Here is a 17,241-nt window from a genome sequence, read left to right as displayed (position 1 = left end):
TGACAACGGACCTCCCCCGGGCGGGGGAGAGGATCTCCACCCGCGGGGGAGGTGAGGGCCGGCCGACGACGGCCACGCTGGGGCCATGACCAGCATCGACGTCCAAGACCTGACCAAGGAGTACGGCAGCAAGCGCGCCGTGGACCGCCTGACCTTCAGCGTTCTCCCGGGCCGCGTCACCGGATTCCTCGGCCCGAACGGCGCCGGAAAGTCCACCACCATGCGGCTCGTGCTGGGCCTGGACCGGCCCACGTCCGGCACCGCCACCGTCGGGGGCCGTGCCTACGCCACCCTCGACGAACCGCTCCGGAAGGTGGGCGCCCTGCTCGACGCAGGGGCGGCGCACGGATCGCGGACCGCCCGGGACCATCTGCGGGCGCTCGCCGCCACCAACCGCATCCCCGAACGCCGGGTGGACGAGGTACTGGAGGAGGCGGGGCTCGCCTCGGTGGCGGGGCGCCGGGTGAAGACGTACTCCCTGGGCATGCGTCAGCGTCTGGGCATCGCGGCGGCGCTCCTCGGCGACCCGCCCGTGGTGCTCCTCGACGAACCGTCGAACGGGCTCGATCCGGAAGGGATCATCTGGATCCGGGAACTGCTGCGCAGGCTGGCCCGTGAGGGGCGCACCGTCCTCGTCTCCAGCCACCTCATGAACGAGACCGCGTCCTTCGCCGACCAGCTCGTCGTCCTGGGCCGCGGCCGTCTTCTCGCCGACATGCCCATGCGCGAGTTCATCCACGCACGTGTGCAGCCTCGGGTCCGGGTGCGCAGCACGGACAGCGGCGCGTTGGCGGTCCTGTTCGCGGAGCACGGCATCGAGGCCGTCGAGGGCGAGGACGGCCGCTGGACCGCCCTCGACGCGCGGCTGGAGGACATCGGGCGCCTCACCTCGGCCGCCGCTCTGCCGATTCTCGAACTCGCCGCGGAGGAAGGCACGTTGGAGCAGGCCTATCTGGATCTGACAGCCAACGAGACCGAGTTCGCCGCCGCCCCGACCCAGCCTCAGGAGGTCTGACCGTGTCCTTCGCACCCGTACTCCGCGCGGAATGGATCAAGATCCGAACCCTGCGCTCGCTCCTGTGGGGCCTGTTCGCCGTCCTCGCGGCCACGGTGGCGTTCTCGGCACTCGCCGGGCTCGACGACTCCGACGGCCAGGAGTTCGACCCGCTCTTCTCGACCTTCTTCGGTGTCAGTTTCGGCCAGATCGCGGCCATCACCTTCGGGGCGCAGGCGGTCTCGGCCGAGTACCAGGGCGGTGCCTTGCGTGTCTCGCTGTCGGCGGTTCCCGACCGGGGCCGCTGGTTCCTGGCGAAGACGGTGGCGATCGGCGGACCGGTCCTGGTCGTCGGCCTGGTCACGGGAGTGGCCAGTCTGGTCGTCGGGACGTCCGTGCTCGGTTCCCGGGCGAACGGGCTGACCTGGGCGGAGGAACTCCGGGGAGTGGTCGGCTGCGCGATCTACCTGACCCTGATGGCCCTGTTCGCGGCGGGCCTGGCAGCCGTCCTGCGGAGCGGGGTCGCCACGCTGAGCATCCTGATCCCCTTCCTCCTGATCGTGTCCTTCGTCGTCGGGGGAGCGTCGGGGAGCATCGCCGACTTCCTGCCGGACAAGGCCGGGCAGACGGCTCTGCACGAGACGTCGGACGGTGCCCTGGGCCCCTGGAGCGGGCTCGCCGTGACCGCGGTGTGGACCGTCGCGGCACTCGGTGCGGGCGCGTGGAGCGTCCGGCGCCGGGACGCATGACCTCAACGGCCTCCTGACGCCTCACCAATTGTCAGTGGTGGCGGCTTTACTGGACGGCATGACCATCGCGCAGCAGCTCGCCACGATCGACCGGCTGTGCTCCGAGGAGTTTCCCCCGGAGCCCGGCCGGTCGGATGTCGGCTTCGCCGGACCCGGTTACCACATAGCCGAGTTAGCGACGAGTGGGGACTTCTGGGAAGCCGACGGCGCGGCACGTGAGGAGACCGAAGAGCAGTACGAGGCCGACCGGGAGGGTCTCTCGGAGCTGCTCACCGGACGCTGGGGTCGTCCGGACCTCCTGAGTCTGTCGAGCGCCTTCGAGCGGGCGACTGACGGCGAGGAGATACCGGAGCCCTGGGGGCTCCTGAGTTCGCACGTGCCCGACGTGCACCTCTGGAAGCCGGAGGGGCAGGACCGCTGGGTCGCCCTCGGTATCTCGCAGTGGGACAGCGAACTGCCGTTCCAGCTGCTGGCCGTGGTCACGGAGGTCGACCCGCCGTGACTCAGGGAGTCTGCGCCGCCGTCCGCAGGCGGCCGAACTCCTCGGCCATCGTCGCCGCCGTCCAGTGCGCGTTGAGCCCGCTCGGGTTGGGCAGCACCCACACCCGGCTCGACCCGACCGTCCGCTCCTGAGGGCCGACGCGGGCCTTGCGGTCGTCGAAGGCCGCCCGGTAAGCGGTCACCCCCACCACCGCCAGCCACCTCGGGCGCAGCCGCTCGACCTTCTCGGCGAGCAGCCGTCCGCCCTCGCGGTACTCCTCGGCGCTCAGCTCGTCGGCCCGCGCGGTCGCCCGGGCCACCACGTTGGTGATCCCGAGTCCGAAGGAGAGCAACTCGTCCTGCTCGGACGGCTTCATGAGCCGGGGGGTGAACCCGGACAGGTGGAGTACCGGCCAGAACCGATTGCCGGGCCGGGCGAAGTGATGGCCGGTGGCCGCCGTCATCAGGCCCGGGTTGATGCCGCAGAAGAGCACCGAGAGGCCGTCCGCGACGACATCCGGCACGAGCCGGTCGCGGGCGGCCTCCAGGTCCGCGGGGGTGAGCCGTGTCAGAGGATCGCTCCGGGCGTGTAGGCGGCGGCCTCCGGGTGCTGCTTGAGGATCTCCTCGACGCGACCGACGACGACGGCCACCTGGTCGGCGGCCGCGCCCGTGAAGGACAGCTTGTCGGCCATCAGCTCGTCGAGCTGCGCGCGGTCCAGCGGGATCCGCTCGTCCGCGGCGAGCTTGTCGAGGAGCTCGTTGCGCTCGGCGCCCTGCTCACGCATGGCGAGGGCGGAGGCGACCGCGTTCTCCTTGATCGCCTCGTGGGCCACCTCGCGGCCGACGCCGGCGCGCACCGCGCCCATCAGGACCTTGGTCGTCGCGAGGAACGGCAGGTAGCGGTCCAGCTCGCGGGCGACGACGGCCGGGAAGGCGCCGAACTCGTCGAGGACGGTCAGGAAGGTCTCCAGCAGACCGTCCAGTGCGAAGAACGCGTCCGGCAGCGCGACGCGGCGCACGACCGAGCACGACACGTCGCCCTCGTTCCACTGGTCGCCGGCCAGCTCGCCGGTCATCGACGCGTAGCCGCGCAGGATGACCATCAGACCGTTGACGCGCTCGCAGGAGCGGGTGTTCATCTTGTGCGGCATCGCGGACGAGCCGACCTGGCCGGGCTTGAAGCCCTCGGTGACCAGCTCGTGCCCGGCCATCAGCCGGATCGTCTTGGCCGTCGAGGACGGGGCGGCCGCCAGCTGCACCAGGGCGGTCACGACGTCGTAGTCCAGGGAGCGCGGGTAGACCTGGCCGACGGAGGTGAAGGCCTGCGAGAAGCCGAGGTGCCCGGCGATCCGCTGCTCCAGGTCCGCGAGCTTGGCCGCGTCCCCGCCCAGCAGGTCGAGCATGTCCTGCGCCGTGCCGACCGGGCCCTTGATACCGCGCAACGGGTAGCGGCCGAGCAGCTCCTCGAGACGGCCGTACGCGACGAGCAGCTCGTCGGCGGCGGTCGCGAAGCGCTTGCCCAGCGTGGTGGCCTGTGCGGCGACGTTGTGCGAGCGGCCGGCCATGACCAGCTCGGCGTACTCGCCGGCGAGCTTGCCCAGCCGGGCGAGGACCGCCACCGTACGGTCGCGCATCAGTTCCAGCGAGAGCCGGATCTGCAGCTGCTCGACGTTCTCGGTGAGGTCGCGGGACGTCATGCCCTTGTGCACGTGCTCGTGCCCGGCGAGGTCGTTGAACTCCTCGATCCGCGCCTTCACGTCGTGCCGGGTGACCTTCTCGCGCTCGGCGATGGAGGCGAGGTCCACCTGGTCGAGGACGCGCTCGTAGTCGGCGATGGCCGCGTCCGGCACCTCGATCCCGAGGTCTTTCTGGGCACGCAGCACGGCGATCCAGAGCTGACGCTCCAGTTTCACCTTCTGCTCGGGGGACCAGAGCGTGGCGAGCTCGGCGGAGGCGTAGCGTCCGGCGAGGACGTTGGGGATACGGGGCTTTGCAGGCGCGGCAGTCACGTGTGTGGAGTTTACCGGCTGTCCGGCACGGGGCCTGTTACGTCCGCCGCGTCCCGAATGCGCAGGTCGGGGCGGAGCGGCACCCCCCGGCGGACCGGGGTGTGCGTGAGAGGTGCGGGGACGGGACGGAGGTACCGCGCGGGGGCGGGCACCACAGACCGCGTCGTCGCTCCTGCCGTCCGCCGGTGGTCCCGGCGGAATGACGCTCAACTTCCTTTGAGTAAAAGAGAGTTGTTCATCGTATTGAGTAGGGAGATGTCTTGGAGGATCGATTTCGCAGTGCCGTACTCAGGACCCTGAACGCGGGGGGCGGCTTCCGTAGCCCGCCTGCGCGTGGGGATCGGGGTGGGACTGCTCGCTGCCGACCACAGCGCGCAGGCCCCCGTACGTCTTCGAGGTGAACCGGTCGTGGGCGAGGGTGAGCTCGGCCGTGATCAGCTGGTTGCGCTCGTCATTGACTTCCTCGATCTCCTGCATGAGTGAGGAGTTCTTGGCGCGGAGTGCCGTGTTCGCGTTCCGCGCCTCGTCGAGGGCTCGGGCGTGGCTGCCGAGTCTGATGGCTGTGATGGTGGCCCTGCGGGCCATGGCCTTCTCTCGCTGGGACAGCTCCAGCTCGCGTTTGTGCATGTCCAGCTCGAGGCGTCTTCGGTGCTCCGCCAGGACGCTCAGATCATGCCGTGTGCGGACGTCGACCTGGTTGACCGTGTGACGGAGCAGGGCTGCGAGCACCCCTGCCACTCCCATGGTCAACAGGCCGACCCCGACTGCCGCCGACTCCCATGCATGGTGCCAGACGCCTTCGCCCACGAATGTCCAGCCGGCTGTGCAGCTGGCGGTGGACGCGAATGCCAGTCTGTACGCCACGTTTTTTTACCCCCTTGCAGTGGCCCCCCGGTTGTCGTCGGCATCGAGGTCCTTCTGGAGCTCGATCGCTTGGACGATGTTCCCGCTGAGCATTGTGCGGATTCTGAGATCAGTGATGCCCCATGCGTCCATGGCCTCCTCCGGGGTGAGTGTGACTGAGGCTACCCTCCGTACCGCAGGCTGAGGCCCGTGTTCCGGAGGAAGCATTCCGCTGTTGACCAACATCTCCCGCTGGTCGAGGCCAAGCACTGACGCCCATGTCGTCAGCTGCGAGGGGAGGGGGAGGGTCTTGCCTTCGAGTGTTCTGCTGATCGTCGTCAGGCTCACTCCAATCGCGATGGCCAGCTGAGCCCGGCCACCGGCTCGTGGGCGGACGTCGTACCCGGCCGCTGTCGCGGCGTTCGTGAGGTACTCGCCAACCCTCCTTGCGAGAGCTTGTCGCTCACCGCGGGACTCGTGGGGGGACTCTTCCATGCTCCGCATGTCCCGGAGAGTAGCGCGCATGTATGCAACTTGCACGCGACTTGCATGCGTGCATCTTCGCAGGTCAACGGCTGTTTGGGCGTCATGCCAGGCCAAGGGGGACGGTTCGCACTCCAGTTCCCAACAAAAAGTCCCGTCGTCATACCGGCGAAGCAACTTGCGTACGTGTACGCAAGTTGCATATGTTGCATGACTGTGAGTTAGTCGCACGTATGCAAGTCCCTTTGAGGGGACCCTATTTGCACCGCCTCGGCATCAGCTCGACCACGTTGCGGAGCTGCGAGGCATCTGCGGGGGACGCCTCGAAACCTTCGGACACGACGACCCGGTCATCCGGCGCCCGAGGCCGGCCATGCCGGAGCGGACCGTCGCAGCACCTGCCCACCACAGTTCATCCACTCATGAACGGAGTAGGCCTTGATCGCCGAGGCTAACGCCGCAACACCGCGGTTCGACACTAGAGAACCGGCCCTTATCGCCCGCGCACTCGCGGGCGACCGGGACGCGTTCGGGGAGCTCTACGCTCTGCACCACCCCGCGGTGCTGGCCTACGTACAGCGCCGTGTACGCAATCGGCAGGTCGCCGAGGACATCACCGGCGAGACCTTTCTCAACGCCTGGATGAAACGTGGCACCTTTACCTATCGCGGCGTCGGCTTCGTCGGGTGGCTGATCACCATCGCCCGGAACAAGGTCATCGACCATTGCAAGAGCGCGCAGCGCCGTGAGTTCGTCGTCGAGGACATGCTCGGCTTCGACGAGGACCTCACCGTCAGTACGGAGGACACCGTACTGATCGGTCTGGACGAGGAATTGTTGCGTCAGGCGCTGGAACAGCTGCGGCCGCCACAACGCGAAGTCCTCACGCGTCGCTTCCTGATGGAGTTCTCGGTGCTCGAGACGGCGCGCCAGATGGAGCGGAGCGAAGGCGCTGTGAAGACCCTCCAGTTCCGGGCTCTGGCCAAGCTGCGCAGCGAGTACCTGGGGGTGGCGGCATGACCACCGTGCCCGGGATCCGTACGGCCGTCGAAGCGCATCTCGCCGAGCAACTCGGCACGTTCGCCCGGGAGTTCGTCGCCGAACTGGAGGCGCAGGGGAGGCTGGTCGAGGTGGGCGGTGCCGGTGTCCTCGAACGGCTGCGGACACAGGTCGAGACGTGGCAGAACTGCCCGGAGGCCTATCACGCGGCCGTCGACACGATCGTCGAGGACTGCGGCTACCCGAGCGAGGTCGCGATGAGGATCGCCACCGCACTGAACCGCAAGGGGCTGATCCCCGGCGGTGAGGACCGCGCGCCGGAGTCCGAGCCCGAGCCGGAGTCCGAGCAGGAGTCCGAGCCTGAGAGGCAGCGTGCTTCCGTCCCCTCGCCGAACCGCACGGGGCTCAAGCCCGTCGGCGAGGACCCCGAGCCGCGGCACGACCGTGCCCCGGCGTCCTCGCCGCTGGTGCCGGCCGCACGCGGCGCGATCGTGCTGCACCTCGCCGACCGCGGCGCCGGACGGGCCGCGGTGGAGCACGGGGCGGCGCCGGTGCCCCGGCGCGTCGACGGCCAGGTCCCGCGGGTGCGGCCGGCCTCCGCGCGGACGCGCGCCGTCGGATGGGGCAGCGCCTCCGCCCGCGCGGTCTCCGTCGCCGCGGCCCTCCAGTCCGACCACCTCGCGCGGCTCGAAGCCATGCAGATCAGCGCGGACGGCGAGCGGGTCACCGTGGCCATCAAGGCCACGTGCCTGGCCGACTGGGAGTACTGGCTCGACGCGATCGGGGCTCCCCGCAACGTCCGGACCAGGACGGCGGGGCACGCCCAGGTGGCCGCGGGGACCCTGGACGGAGTGGCTGTCCACCTCACCGCGCACGGCGTCCCCGAACTCCTCCAGGAAGCGAGCGACGCCGCCGCCGACCCCTTCTACCTCTGGGGACGGATCTACGACCTCGGAATGGGGCAGGTCGACCGGGCCGACCGCATCTGGCTGTCCCTCGGCCGGCGGCAGGACGAGCGCGGGATGCCTCTGCTGATCCTGCGCGGAACGGACGGTCCTCCGTATCCGCTGGCTTCGATCGTCATGGCGCACGGCCCGCTGACGGCCACCCCGCCCCCATCCGAGCTCCCCACCGAAGGAATGGCCGGGGACAGTGCGTGACGACCACCGGGCACCGCTGCTTCGGCTGGCTGTTTCTCACCCGTGGCGCCCCGCACCTCTGCACGAGGCGACCCGAGGCCATGCGTCCACGCCGGTTCCGGGGACGTGTACTGCACCTGGCCCAGAACATCCCTGATCTGTAGTAGGCGCGGCTGCTCGATGTGGCTGGTTTCCCACCCTCCCGGTGACTCGCCGAGGTGGTGCCGATGGGGCACATCGGCCCTGATCCGTCCACCGATGGCGTGACGGTGCGAAAAGGTACGCACACGCTTTTGCCCCGGCCACGCCCGCGAGCCGTTACCGGGAGTTCCTTCGGCGGTGGTCAGGGGCGTACTTCTCAGGCCCACGCATGAGTGCTTTGATGTTGATTCCGGCTGGGTTTCCCGGCTGGCCTGTTACTTGCCATCCGTCCCAGGGTGGCGAGACGGCTCCTCTCCATGCTCCGCAAAGCTGGAGGGGCCGTCGGCCGGGTCCGGCGTACGCTGCCGGACCCGGCCGTAGTTCCGGGGCGCGTGAGTGAGCGCATCAACAGCACTCCCGCGCTGTCAAGCGCCCCCTGTGCGCCCTGTGGCGGTCGAGGGGCGAACCGGTAGCGTCCTCTTCATGCGGAGCATGGGCCGCCGTGTCACTCGAGAGAGGGGCACGGCGGAAGCCGCCGGATCGGCGCTCCCTTCAGCCCTCGTGGCCACCGCGCTCGGCCTCCCCGGAACACGGACGTGACCCGGGATTTCTGGAATCACCCTCGCTGGAGCACGCGGTCAGCCGCCGTGCCCGCCCGTGACCGGACCCTCGTAGGGAAGCAGCTCCGGCCGTTTCGCCGGAAGTCCGTCGCCGGACGAGCGCCCCGTCAGCCGTCGCCCGATCCACGGCAGCAGATGCTGCCGGGCGAAGCGGGCGTCGGCGCCGCGGCGGGCGACCCAGCCGGGCGGTGCCGTGGGTGCCATCGGGGTGCGCCACTCCGCGTCCTCCGCCGCGTACCCGAGGGTCTGCCACACGGCCTCCGCCACCCGGCGGTGCCCCTCGGCGGACAGGTGCAGCCGGTCCACGTCCCACACACGGGGGTCGGCGAGCGAGGGCGCTCCGTAGAGGTCGACGACCAGCGCGTCGTGCCGCTTCGCGAGATCGTCGACGACGGTGAAGAGCTCCTCCATGCGGGGCCGGAAGCGTTCGAGCACCGGACCGGTGCGGCCGGGGCTGCGCATCAGGACGAGCCGCTCGCAGGCGGGGGCGAGCCGCTCCACTGCCTCCTCCAGGAGGCCGCGGACCCGTCCCATGTCGACCTTGGGCCGCAGGGTGTCGTTGAGGCCGCCCACCAACGTGATCACATCGGGCCGCATGGCGGCGGCCACGTCCACCTGCTCGGCGACGATCTGGCCGATCAGTTTGCCGCGCACCGCGAGGTTGGCGTAGCGGAAACCGGGTGTCCGGGCGGCCATCCGGCCGGCGAGGAGGTCGGCCCATCCTCGGTAGGAGCCGTCGGGCAACAGGTCCGACATGCCCTCGGTGAAGGAGTCGCCGACCGCGACAAGGCTGGTGTAGGTGGCATTCGTCTGCATGGCGGGAAAGATGGTAACCCGAACACATACTCATCGGTCGGTCGGGCTCACGGGCCGGTCGGCCCGCGGGCCGTTGGCGCAGCCCCCCGCCCGGCGCCACCGACGAAACCCACCTCCGTCCCGCGTCCGGACGGCCGAGGTTCGGGCGACCTCCGTCCGGACGACCCACGGCCGGCCGGCCTCCGCCCGGGGACCCCGCCCGGACGATCTCCGCCCGGCGACCCCGCTCGGGTGACCCCGACCCGGCAGCGGTCGCCCGGCCGGGGCCGCCCCCGGCCGGGACCGCCTCGGACTGGGACCCCCGGCCGGGATCGCCCAAGGGCTTGGATCGCCCCGGACGGGGGGATCGGTCCGGGCCGGGATCGTCGTTCGACGGGTTCCTATGCCGGCTGACCGAAGAGTTCTCTCAGGACGTCCTCCATCGTCACCAGTCCCGTGAGCCGTCCGTCGCTGCCCATGACGGCCGCGAGATGCGTACGACTGCGGCGCATCGCCGTCAGGACATCGTCCAGCGGGGTGCTCTCCCGGACGCGAGCGATGGGCCGCATGTCCTCGACACGGAAAGGCACCTCGCGCGGAATGGCGTCCAGCGCGTCCTTGACGTGCAGATAGCCGACGATGCGGCGGCCGTCGTCGACGACCGGGAAGCGGGAGAAGCCCGACTCGGCCGACAGCCGCTCCAGCTCCTCCGGAGTGACGCCCACGCGTGCGTAGACGACGCGTTCCACCGGGAGCACCACGTCGTGCACCGGGCGGCGGCCCAGCTCCAACGCGTCGTGCAGCCGCTCCTGGGCGCGATGGTCGATGAGCCCCGCGGCACTGGAGTCCTGGACGAGGCGGGCCAGCTCGTCGTCGGAGAAGGTCGCCGCGACCTCGTCCTTGGTCTCGACCCGCATCAGCCTCAGCAGCCCGTTGGCGAAGGCGTTGACCGTGAAGATCACCGGGCGCAGCGCGCGCGACAGCGCGACGAGCGGCGGCCCCAGCACCAGCGCCGTACGCACGGGTTCCGCGAGGGAGATGTTCTTGGGAACCATCTCGCCGAGCAGCATGTGCAGATACGTCGCCAGGGCGAGCGCGATGACGAAGGAGACCACGTGCCCCGCACCGGAGGGGACACCCATCGCGTGGAACACCGGCTCCAGCAGGTGCGCGATCGCGGGCTCGGCCACGATGCCGAGCACCAGGGTGCAGAGCGTGATGCCCAGCTGCGCTGTCGCGAGCAGCGCCGAGACGTGTTCGAGGCCCCAGATCACACTGCGCGCCCGCCGGTCGCCCCGCTCGGCGTGCGGCTCGATCTGGCTGCGGCGCACCGAGATCAGTGCGAACTCGGCGCTCACGAAGAAGGCGTTCACGACGAGCGTCGCGAGCCCGATCAGCAGTTGTACGGCGGTCATCGCGCGCCCTCCTCGGCGTCGTTCGGCGCGTGCAGCAGCACGCGTGCGGCCCGCCGCCCCGAGGCGTCCACCACGTCGAGCCGCCACCCGGCGACCTCGACGGTGTCTCCCTCGGCGGGGATGCGGCCGAGCTCGGCCGCGACGAAGCCGGCCAGCGTCTCGTACGGCCCGTCGGGCACACGCAGTCCGACGCGGGCGAGCTGGTCGGTGCGGGCGGAGCCGTCCGCCGAGTACAGCGCCCTGCCCTCGTCGTCCGTGCCGACCGGGGCGAGGTCGGGTGTCTCGTGCGGGTCGTGCTCGTCGCGTACCTCGCCGACGACCTCCTCGACGATGTCCTCCAGCGTGGCGACGCCTGCCGTACCGCCGTACTCGTCGATGATCACGGCCATCGTGCGCTTGCCGACGAGCCGGTCCAGCAGCCGGTCGACGGTCAGTGACTCCGGCACGAGCAGCGGCTCACGCATGATCTGTGAGACGGCGGTCTGTGTCCTGCTGCCGGCCCGCACGGTCAGCACGTCCTTGATGTGCGCGACGCCGACGACCTCGTCGAGACTGCCGTGGTAGACGGGGAAGCGGGACAGGCCGGTCGCCCGGGTCGCGTTCGCCACGTCCTCGCAGGTCGCCTGGACGTCCAGCGCGATGACCTGGACGCGGGGCGTCATCACGTTTTCCGCGGTCAGGTCGGCGAGGTTCAGAGTGCGCACGAACAGCTCGGCGGTGTCCGCCTCCAGCGCGCCCTCCTTGGCGGAGTGGCGGGCGAGCGCCACCAGTTCCTGGGGGCCGCGGGCGGAGGCCAGCTCCTCGGCGGGCTCGAGGCCGAAGCGGCGTACCACGTGGTTCGCGGTGTTGTTGAGATGCGCGATGAACGGCCGGAACGCGGCGCTGAACCAGCGCTGCGGAGTGGCCACCCGCTTGGCCACGGCCAGCGGTGAGGAGATCGCCCAGTTCTTGGGGACCAGTTCACCGACGACCATCAGGAAGATCGTCGAGAGTGCCGTACCGATGACCAGGGCCACCGAGCGCGAGGCGGAGGCCGGGACGCCGATCGACTCCAGGGGACCCGCGATCAGCTTGGCGATCGAGGACTCGGAGAGCATGCCGACGACCAGATTCGTCACGGTGATGCCCAGCTGGGCGCCGGACAACTGGAAGGTGAGGTTCCGTACGGCCTTGAGCGCGCCCGAGGCGCCCCGCTCGCCGCGCTCCACGGCACGTTCCAGCTCGCTGCGCTCGACCGTGGTCAGCGAGAACTCCGCCGCCACGAAGCCGCCGCAGGCCAGCGACAGCAGAACCGCCACCAGCAGCAGGAACACTTCCGTCATCGGGTCACCTCCGTTCCATGATCGGCCAGGGACGGGGGGATCGCGCGATGTCCGGGGCAGCCGTGGGGAACACGGCTCCGGCTACTGGGAGGCTCGCCCATGGGCGGACGCTCACACCTTTCGTTGGAGGGCCGATGGTCCACCAATGGTAAAGGACGGGCAAAGGGGCCTCCTCGGCGGCCTCCGCCCGGCGCAGCGGAGCCTCTAGTCGGTCAGCGGCTTCACCCAGCGCCGCCAGTGCTCCTCGGGCGCATACCCGGCGGCCCGCCAGGCATGGTGGGCGCTTTCGTTCCGGCGCAGCACCATGGCGTCGCCGCGCCGCCCTCCGAGCCGTACGAAACGCTCCTCCGCGGCGGCGAGCAGGGCCGAGCCGATGCCGAGGCGCCGCCGTCCGGGATGAACGGCCAGCCGGTACAGATGGCAGCGCCAGCCGTCGAAGCCGGCGATCACGGTGCCGACCAGCTCGCCGTCGCGCTCCGCCAGGAGCAGGGCCTCGGGGTCGCGGGCGACCAGCCGCTCCACGCCGTTCCGGTCGTCACTGATGCTCGTGCCCTCGGCGGCCACTTTCCAGAAGGCGAGCACGGCATCGAGGTCATCGGGCCGCGCGGCCCGTATCCGCAAGTCGGTCATGGGCCGATCCCATCACGGAGGCCGGACGCGGGCCCCGTATTCCGTCATGCGGACGGTCACCGGCCGCGCAGCTCACGGACCACGGGAGCGAAGGCCTCGAGGTTCGGCTCCAGCACGGTCAGATACGAGAATCCGAAGCGCTCGCGCCGGGCCCGCACCTGCTCGACGATCTGCTCGACCGTGCCCACCAGGACGACCGGCAGATCCAGGACCTCCCGCTCGGTCAGATGCGGGATCCGGGGCAGCCAGGGCCGGATGGCGGCGCCACGGTCCTCGCTGACGCCGACGATCTGGATCAGCAGGTTGAGCTCGGCGGGTTCCTTGCGGGAGGCGGCCGCCTCCCGGTAGAGCGCGACGCGTTCGTCGAGTTCACCGGCCGTGACCGGCTCCAGAGTGCCGTTCTGCCGGGTGCGCGCGCCCGTGAACGCCGCGATGTCGGCGTGCTCCGCGGCGATGCGGAGCATCCGGTCGCCGTTGGCTCCGATCAGCAACGGCACCCGCGGCTCCGGTGCGGTCGGCGGCTCGGGTGTCCCCGCGCCGGGCCGAGGCGGCACGTGCGGGAGCAGGCCGGGGCCGAGGATCCGCCCCAACTCCTCGACCGTGTGGCGAAGACGGTCGACGCGTTCGCGCGCGGTCCCCCAGGGCAGACCCGCCGTCTCGTGCTCCGCCGGTACGTATCCGGTGCCGAGGCCGAGTTCGAGACGGCCGCCCGTCAGCGCGTTCGTAGTGGCCACCTCACGGGCCAGCAGCGTGGGGTTCCAGAAGCCCGTGTTGAGCACGAACGTGCCCAGCCGCGGCCGCTCGGTCGCCTCGGCGGCGGCGACCAGCGAGGGGAACGGGGCGGGCATGCCCAGATGGTCCGCCACGGTGATCACGTCGTAGCCGAGCTCCTCGGCGCGGCGGCACTTGGCGCGCCACTCGGCGGCGGGCGCCGCGGTGAGCAGGCTGACGCCGAAACGGAACGGGCGCGACATGAACGTTCCCTCCCTGTCGGTGACATGCCCCGGTCCGGTCGGACCGGGGCGAGCCGGTCACTCGTGCGCGATGGCCTCGAGCACGTTCATGCGCGACGCGCGCAGTGCCGGGAGCAGCGCCGCGACGATACCGACGACGGCCGAACCGACCACGACCGCGACGATCGTCGTCCAGGGGATCGCGAGCGCTTTCATGCCCTGCAGCGCGAGCACCTGCTGGACACAGACGCCCCAGATGATCCCCAGCGCCAGTCCGAGGACGGCGCCGAACACGGCGATCACCACCGACTCCAGCCGGATCATCCGGCGCAGCTGGCGCCGGCCGAGCCCGATGGCGCGCAGCAGCCCGATCTCGCGGGTGCGCTCCACGACGGACAGCGCGAGCGTGTTCACCACGCCGAGCACCGCGATGACGATCGCCAGCCCGAGCAGCGCGTACACGAGGTAGAGCAGCACGGCGATCTGGTCGTGGATGAGCTTCTTGTAGTCGGCCTGGTCGCGGACCTGCACCTGTGGGTAGGGCTCGAGGGTCTTCTCCAGGCGGGGGCGCAGCTGGTCCGGGGTGGTGCCCGAGGCCGCGTTCACGTAGAGCGCTGAGTCCTGGCCGCCGGGCACGAACTTCTCGATCGTGCCGAAGCCGATGACGAGCCCGCCCTGCATCCCGAACCCGTCGCTGCCGTCCTGGTCGGTGAGCGCGCCCACCGTCAGCTCGGTCTTGCGGCCTGCGGGGAACTCGACGGGGATCGTGCTGCCGATCCGCGCGTCGTGGTCCTTCGCGAACTCCGCGTCCATGGCGATGCGACCGTCGCCGAGCGCCGCCGCCGTGTCGCCCTGCGCGTACGTGATGTGGGCGACGTCGTCGAGCCGCTCGTCGTAGGCGGAGGCGGCCGTCTCGATCCTCTTGCCGTCCGGCATCCGCACCGCGACCGGAGTGAACCGCTGGCGGACGACGAGCCCGACGCCCTCGGTGGCGCGGACCTTGTCCGTGAGCTCCTTGGAGAACGGGACGAAGTTGTCGTTCTGGATCACGAAGTCGGCGCCGAGCGTCTTGTCGATCTGGTCGTCGAAGGACTTGCTCATGGACGCGCTGGCCACGGACATGCCGCCGACCAGGGCGAGTCCCACCATGAGCGCGGCGGCGGTGGCGCCCGTGCGCCGCGGATTGCGCAGCGCGTTGCGCTGACTCATCCGGCCCACCGGGCCGAAGATCGCCGGGAAGGCGCCTCCCAGCACCCGGATCACCGGCCGGACGAGCAGGGGCCCGGCGATCACCGTCGCGATCAGCGTCAGGACGACACCGAGTCCGAGCAGGGAGGCGGACGTCGATGTCTTCGACGAGGCCGCGCATCCGGCGAGTGCCGCGGCCCCGGCCGCCCCGATGACACCGCCCACCACGGCCCGTACCCGCAACGACCTGCCCACACCCGCGATCTCGGCGTCCGCGAGGGCCGCCATGGGGGAGACGCCCGCCGCGCGCCTGGCCGGGAGATACGCCGCGACGTAGGTGACGCCGACCCCGACGACGTACGCCGCCACGGGAGTTCCCCAGCCGATCACCATCTCGGTGGACTTGAGGTTCATGCCGAATGTGCTCATCAGCTTGATCAGCCCGATCGCCAGCCCGATCCCCGCCGCGAGGCCGAGGGTCGAACCGACCAGACCGAGGAGCAGCGCCTCGGTGAGCACCGACCGGCGCACCTGACGGCGGTCGGCGCCGAGCGCGCGCAACAGGCCGAGTTCCCGGGTGCGTTGGGCGATCAGCATGGAGAAGGTGTTGACGATGAGGAATATCCCGACGAGCACGGCGATCCCCGCGAAGCCGAGCATCACGTACTTGATGACGTCGAGGAATCCGCCGAGTTGGGCGGCTGCCGACTCGGCCTGCTCATCGGCGGTCTTCAAGTCGTACGTCTTGGTGTCGAGTTCGGCGGCGATGCGCTGCTTGAGCTGATCGTCACCGACACCCGGCGCGGCGTCCACGGAGATGCTCGTGGCGACGTCGGGGGCGCCGAGCAGCTTGGTCTGCGCGGTCGGGGTGTCCAGGAAGATCAGCGCGGCACCGGGGTTGGTGGTGGTGAAGGTGGCGATCCCGACGATCCGCACCTGGAACGAGCCGGGCTGTGCCTGCACCGTCAGGGTGTCACCGATACCGAGGTGCTTCTTGTCGGCGGTGTCGGCGTCGAGCAGTGCCTCTCCGTCGCCCTTCGGCTCGTGCCCGGAGGTCAGCTTCACCGGACTGCGTTCGGTGATCTCCCAGTTGGTGACGATGGTGGGAGCGCCTGTCGTCGGTCCGACCGACTTGTTCTCGCTGTCGACGACCGGGGCGTTCTCCACCGACGCGTCCACATGGGTGGAGGCGACTCCGTCGACCTTGGCGATCCGGTCCGCGAGCGAGGCCGGCACCGTCTCCGTGGCGCCGGTCGGAAGCTGTGAGTTCAGGTCGTTCTTCGGTTCCACGGTCACATCGGCCGAGGTGGAGGCGAAGAGCCGGTCGAACGTGCGCGTCACCGTGTCCGAGAAGATGAGACTGCCCGCGACGAAGGCCACGGACAGCACGATGGCCAGTGCCGAGAGCAGCAGCCGGCCCTTGTGCGCGAGAAAGCTTCGCAGTGTCGCCTTGAGCACGCCCGCCTCAGTCCTTGTCGAGGGTTACGTCGCCGGAGCCGCTGTCGGGAGCGGTGCCGCCGGAGCTGCCGGGGGCGGTGCCGCCCTTGCCGGTGACGGGAGCCGGTTCCCCCGTGTCGCCGGAGCGGGCGCCGCCGTCGGAGTCTGTGCCGGGGACGGGGTCACCGGCCGCGCCGCGCCCGCCGTCGTAGGTCACCCGGACCGTGTCGAAACGCTTCATCCGCTCCAGTACGGCCTCCGCGGTGGGGCGCTCCATCTCGTCCACGATGCGCCCGTCCGCGAGGAAGAGGACCAGGTCGGAGTGGGCGGCCGCGCCGGGATCGTGCGTGACCATGACGACGGTCTGGCCCAGCTCGTCGACGGCCTCGCGCAGGAAGCCGAGGACTTCGAGGCCCGCGCGGGAGTCCAGGTTGCCGGTCGGCTCGTCCGCGAAGATCAGCTCGGGGCGGGAGGCGAGCGCCCGCGCACAGGCGACGCGCTGCTGCTGCCCCCCGGACAGCTGGGCGGGCCGGTGCTTCAGCCGGTCGCGCAGCCCGAGGGTGTCGATGACCTGGTCCAGCCACTGCTGATCGGGCTTCTGGCCCGCGATGTCCATGGGCAGCGTGATGTTCTCCGCCGCGTTCAGGGTGGGGATCAGGTTGAACGACTGGAACATGAAGCCGATCCGGTCCCGTCGCAGCCGGGTCAGTTCGCGGTCCTTCAGCCCGGTGATCTCGGTGTCGCCCAGCCACACCTGTCCGGCCGAGACGGTGTCGAGGCCCGCCAGGCAGTGCATGAGGGTGGACTTCCCGGAGCCCGAGGGGCCCATGACGGCGGTGAACCGGCCGCGCGCGATGTCCACGTCGACCGAGTCGAGGGCCAGGACCGCGGTCTCGCCGGAACCGTACGCCTTGGTCAGGCCGCGGGCGCGGGCGGCGATCCCGTCCCCTTCCGCGCGGCCGGGAGAATGCTCGGCAGCAGCTGTGGACAAGACCGCCTCCTCTGTGATGGGTGTCCGGACTCCGCGTCCGGCCCGAGCGTA

At 70.5% G+C, this 17,241-nt stretch carries 16 protein-coding genes; 5 read left to right on the top strand and 11 right to left on the bottom strand.

Translation table 11 applies throughout. The features are described from left to right. Window positions 1-85 precede the first annotated feature (85 nt). The 3 genes from OG788_RS09145 to OG788_RS09135 are packed head-to-tail and all read left to right on the top strand — an operon-like array spanning window position 86 to window position 2,245. Window positions 86-1,015, top strand: a complete 930-nt coding sequence (locus OG788_RS09145) for an ATP-binding cassette domain-containing protein (protein WP_406370029.1) — start codon at window positions 86-88, stop codon at window positions 1,013-1,015. A gap of 2 nt (window positions 1,016-1,017) precedes the next feature. Continuing rightward, a complete protein-coding gene (locus OG788_RS09140) occupies window positions 1,018-1,743 on the top strand; it encodes an ABC transporter permease subunit (protein ID WP_406370027.1) in 726 nt (241 codons plus the stop codon). A 58-nt stretch (window positions 1,744-1,801) separates the two neighbouring features. Beyond that, the gene (locus tag OG788_RS09135; protein WP_406370026.1) at window positions 1,802-2,245 is read left to right on the top strand and encodes a hypothetical protein; all 444 of its coding nucleotides are present in this window, start codon (window positions 1,802-1,804) and stop codon (window positions 2,243-2,245) included. Between the two features lies 1 nt (window position 2,246). Here the strand turns inward: OG788_RS09135 and mug are convergent, their stop codons facing one another. The 4 genes from mug to OG788_RS09115 all read right to left on the bottom strand — a co-directional run bounded on the left by mug (window position 2,247) and on the right by OG788_RS09115 (window position 5,581). Next, on the bottom strand, window positions 2,247-2,747 hold the full coding sequence (mug, locus tag OG788_RS09130) for a G/U mismatch-specific DNA glycosylase (protein WP_406370024.1): 501 nt from the start codon (window positions 2,745-2,747) through the stop codon (window positions 2,247-2,249). Between the two features lie 44 nt (window positions 2,748-2,791). Then, window positions 2,792-4,234 (bottom strand): adenylosuccinate lyase, encoded by a 1,443-nt coding sequence (purB, locus tag OG788_RS09125; RefSeq protein ID WP_356748639.1) that lies wholly within the window; start codon window positions 4,232-4,234, stop codon window positions 2,792-2,794. A gap of 288 nt (window positions 4,235-4,522) precedes the next feature. Then, the gene (locus OG788_RS09120; RefSeq protein ID WP_406370021.1) at window positions 4,523-5,098 is read right to left on the bottom strand and encodes a hypothetical protein; all 576 of its coding nucleotides are present in this window, start codon (window positions 5,096-5,098) and stop codon (window positions 4,523-4,525) included. Between the two features lie 6 nt (window positions 5,099-5,104). Then, the gene (locus tag OG788_RS09115) at window positions 5,105-5,581 is read right to left on the bottom strand and encodes a transcriptional regulator (protein WP_266756094.1); all 477 of its coding nucleotides are present in this window, start codon (window positions 5,579-5,581) and stop codon (window positions 5,105-5,107) included. A 417-nt stretch (window positions 5,582-5,998) separates the two neighbouring features. Here OG788_RS09115 and OG788_RS09110 point away from each other — a divergent pair, with 417 nt between their 5' ends. Continuing rightward, window positions 5,999-6,580 carry a sigma-70 family RNA polymerase sigma factor gene (locus OG788_RS09110; RefSeq protein WP_351534947.1) on the top strand — a complete coding sequence of 194 codons (582 nt, stop codon included), beginning with the start codon at window positions 5,999-6,001 and terminating at the stop codon, window positions 6,578-6,580. Further along, window positions 6,577-7,719, top strand: coding sequence for a BN159_2729 family protein (locus tag OG788_RS09105; protein ID WP_406370019.1), 1,143 nt, complete (start codon window positions 6,577-6,579; stop codon window positions 7,717-7,719). Before OG788_RS09110 ends, OG788_RS09105 begins: the two co-directional genes overlap by 4 nt. A 758-nt stretch (window positions 7,720-8,477) precedes the next feature. On the opposite strand, the gene OG788_RS09100 is transcribed toward OG788_RS09105, so the two are convergent. The 7 genes from OG788_RS09100 to OG788_RS09070 all read right to left on the bottom strand — a co-directional run bounded on the left by OG788_RS09100 (window position 8,478) and on the right by OG788_RS09070 (window position 17,190). Further along, window positions 8,478-9,275, bottom strand: a complete 798-nt coding sequence (locus OG788_RS09100) for an SGNH/GDSL hydrolase family protein (RefSeq protein ID WP_406370018.1) — start codon at window positions 9,273-9,275, stop codon at window positions 8,478-8,480. A 380-nt stretch (window positions 9,276-9,655) separates the two neighbouring features. Beyond that, entirely contained in the window at window positions 9,656-10,669 is a 1,014-nt protein-coding gene (locus OG788_RS09095; RefSeq protein WP_406370017.1) for a hemolysin family protein, read from the bottom strand. After that, window positions 10,666-11,991 carry a hemolysin family protein gene (locus tag OG788_RS09090; protein WP_406370016.1) on the bottom strand — a complete coding sequence of 442 codons (1,326 nt, stop codon included), beginning with the start codon at window positions 11,989-11,991 and terminating at the stop codon, window positions 10,666-10,668. Before OG788_RS09090 ends, OG788_RS09095 begins: the two co-directional genes overlap by 4 nt. A 204-nt stretch (window positions 11,992-12,195) precedes the next feature. Beyond that, window positions 12,196-12,621 (bottom strand): GNAT family N-acetyltransferase, encoded by a 426-nt coding sequence (locus OG788_RS09085; protein WP_406370014.1) that lies wholly within the window; start codon window positions 12,619-12,621, stop codon window positions 12,196-12,198. Window positions 12,622-12,677: 56 nt separating this feature from the next. Beyond that, entirely contained in the window at window positions 12,678-13,595 is a 918-nt protein-coding gene (locus OG788_RS09080) for an LLM class F420-dependent oxidoreductase (protein ID WP_406370013.1), read from the bottom strand. A gap of 57 nt (window positions 13,596-13,652) precedes the next feature. Next, window positions 13,653-16,220: an ABC transporter permease gene (locus OG788_RS09075; RefSeq protein WP_406370011.1), complete on the bottom strand. Its 2,568-nt coding sequence runs from the start codon at window positions 16,218-16,220 to the stop codon at window positions 13,653-13,655. 7 nt (window positions 16,221-16,227) lie between these two features. Beyond that, complete coding sequence (locus OG788_RS09070; protein WP_406370010.1) at window positions 16,228-17,190, bottom strand: ABC transporter ATP-binding protein; 963 nt, start codon at window positions 17,188-17,190, stop codon at window positions 16,228-16,230. Between the last annotated feature and the right edge of the window lie 51 nt (window positions 17,191-17,241).

Origin of the sequence: Streptomyces sp. NBC_00647 (genome assembly GCF_045207245.1) — a bacterium.
Taxonomy (GTDB): domain Bacteria; phylum Actinomycetota; class Actinomycetes; order Streptomycetales; family Streptomycetaceae; genus Streptomyces.
Note: the sequence above shows the minus strand (reverse complement) of the source record. Positions and strands in the feature narration are given on the sequence as shown.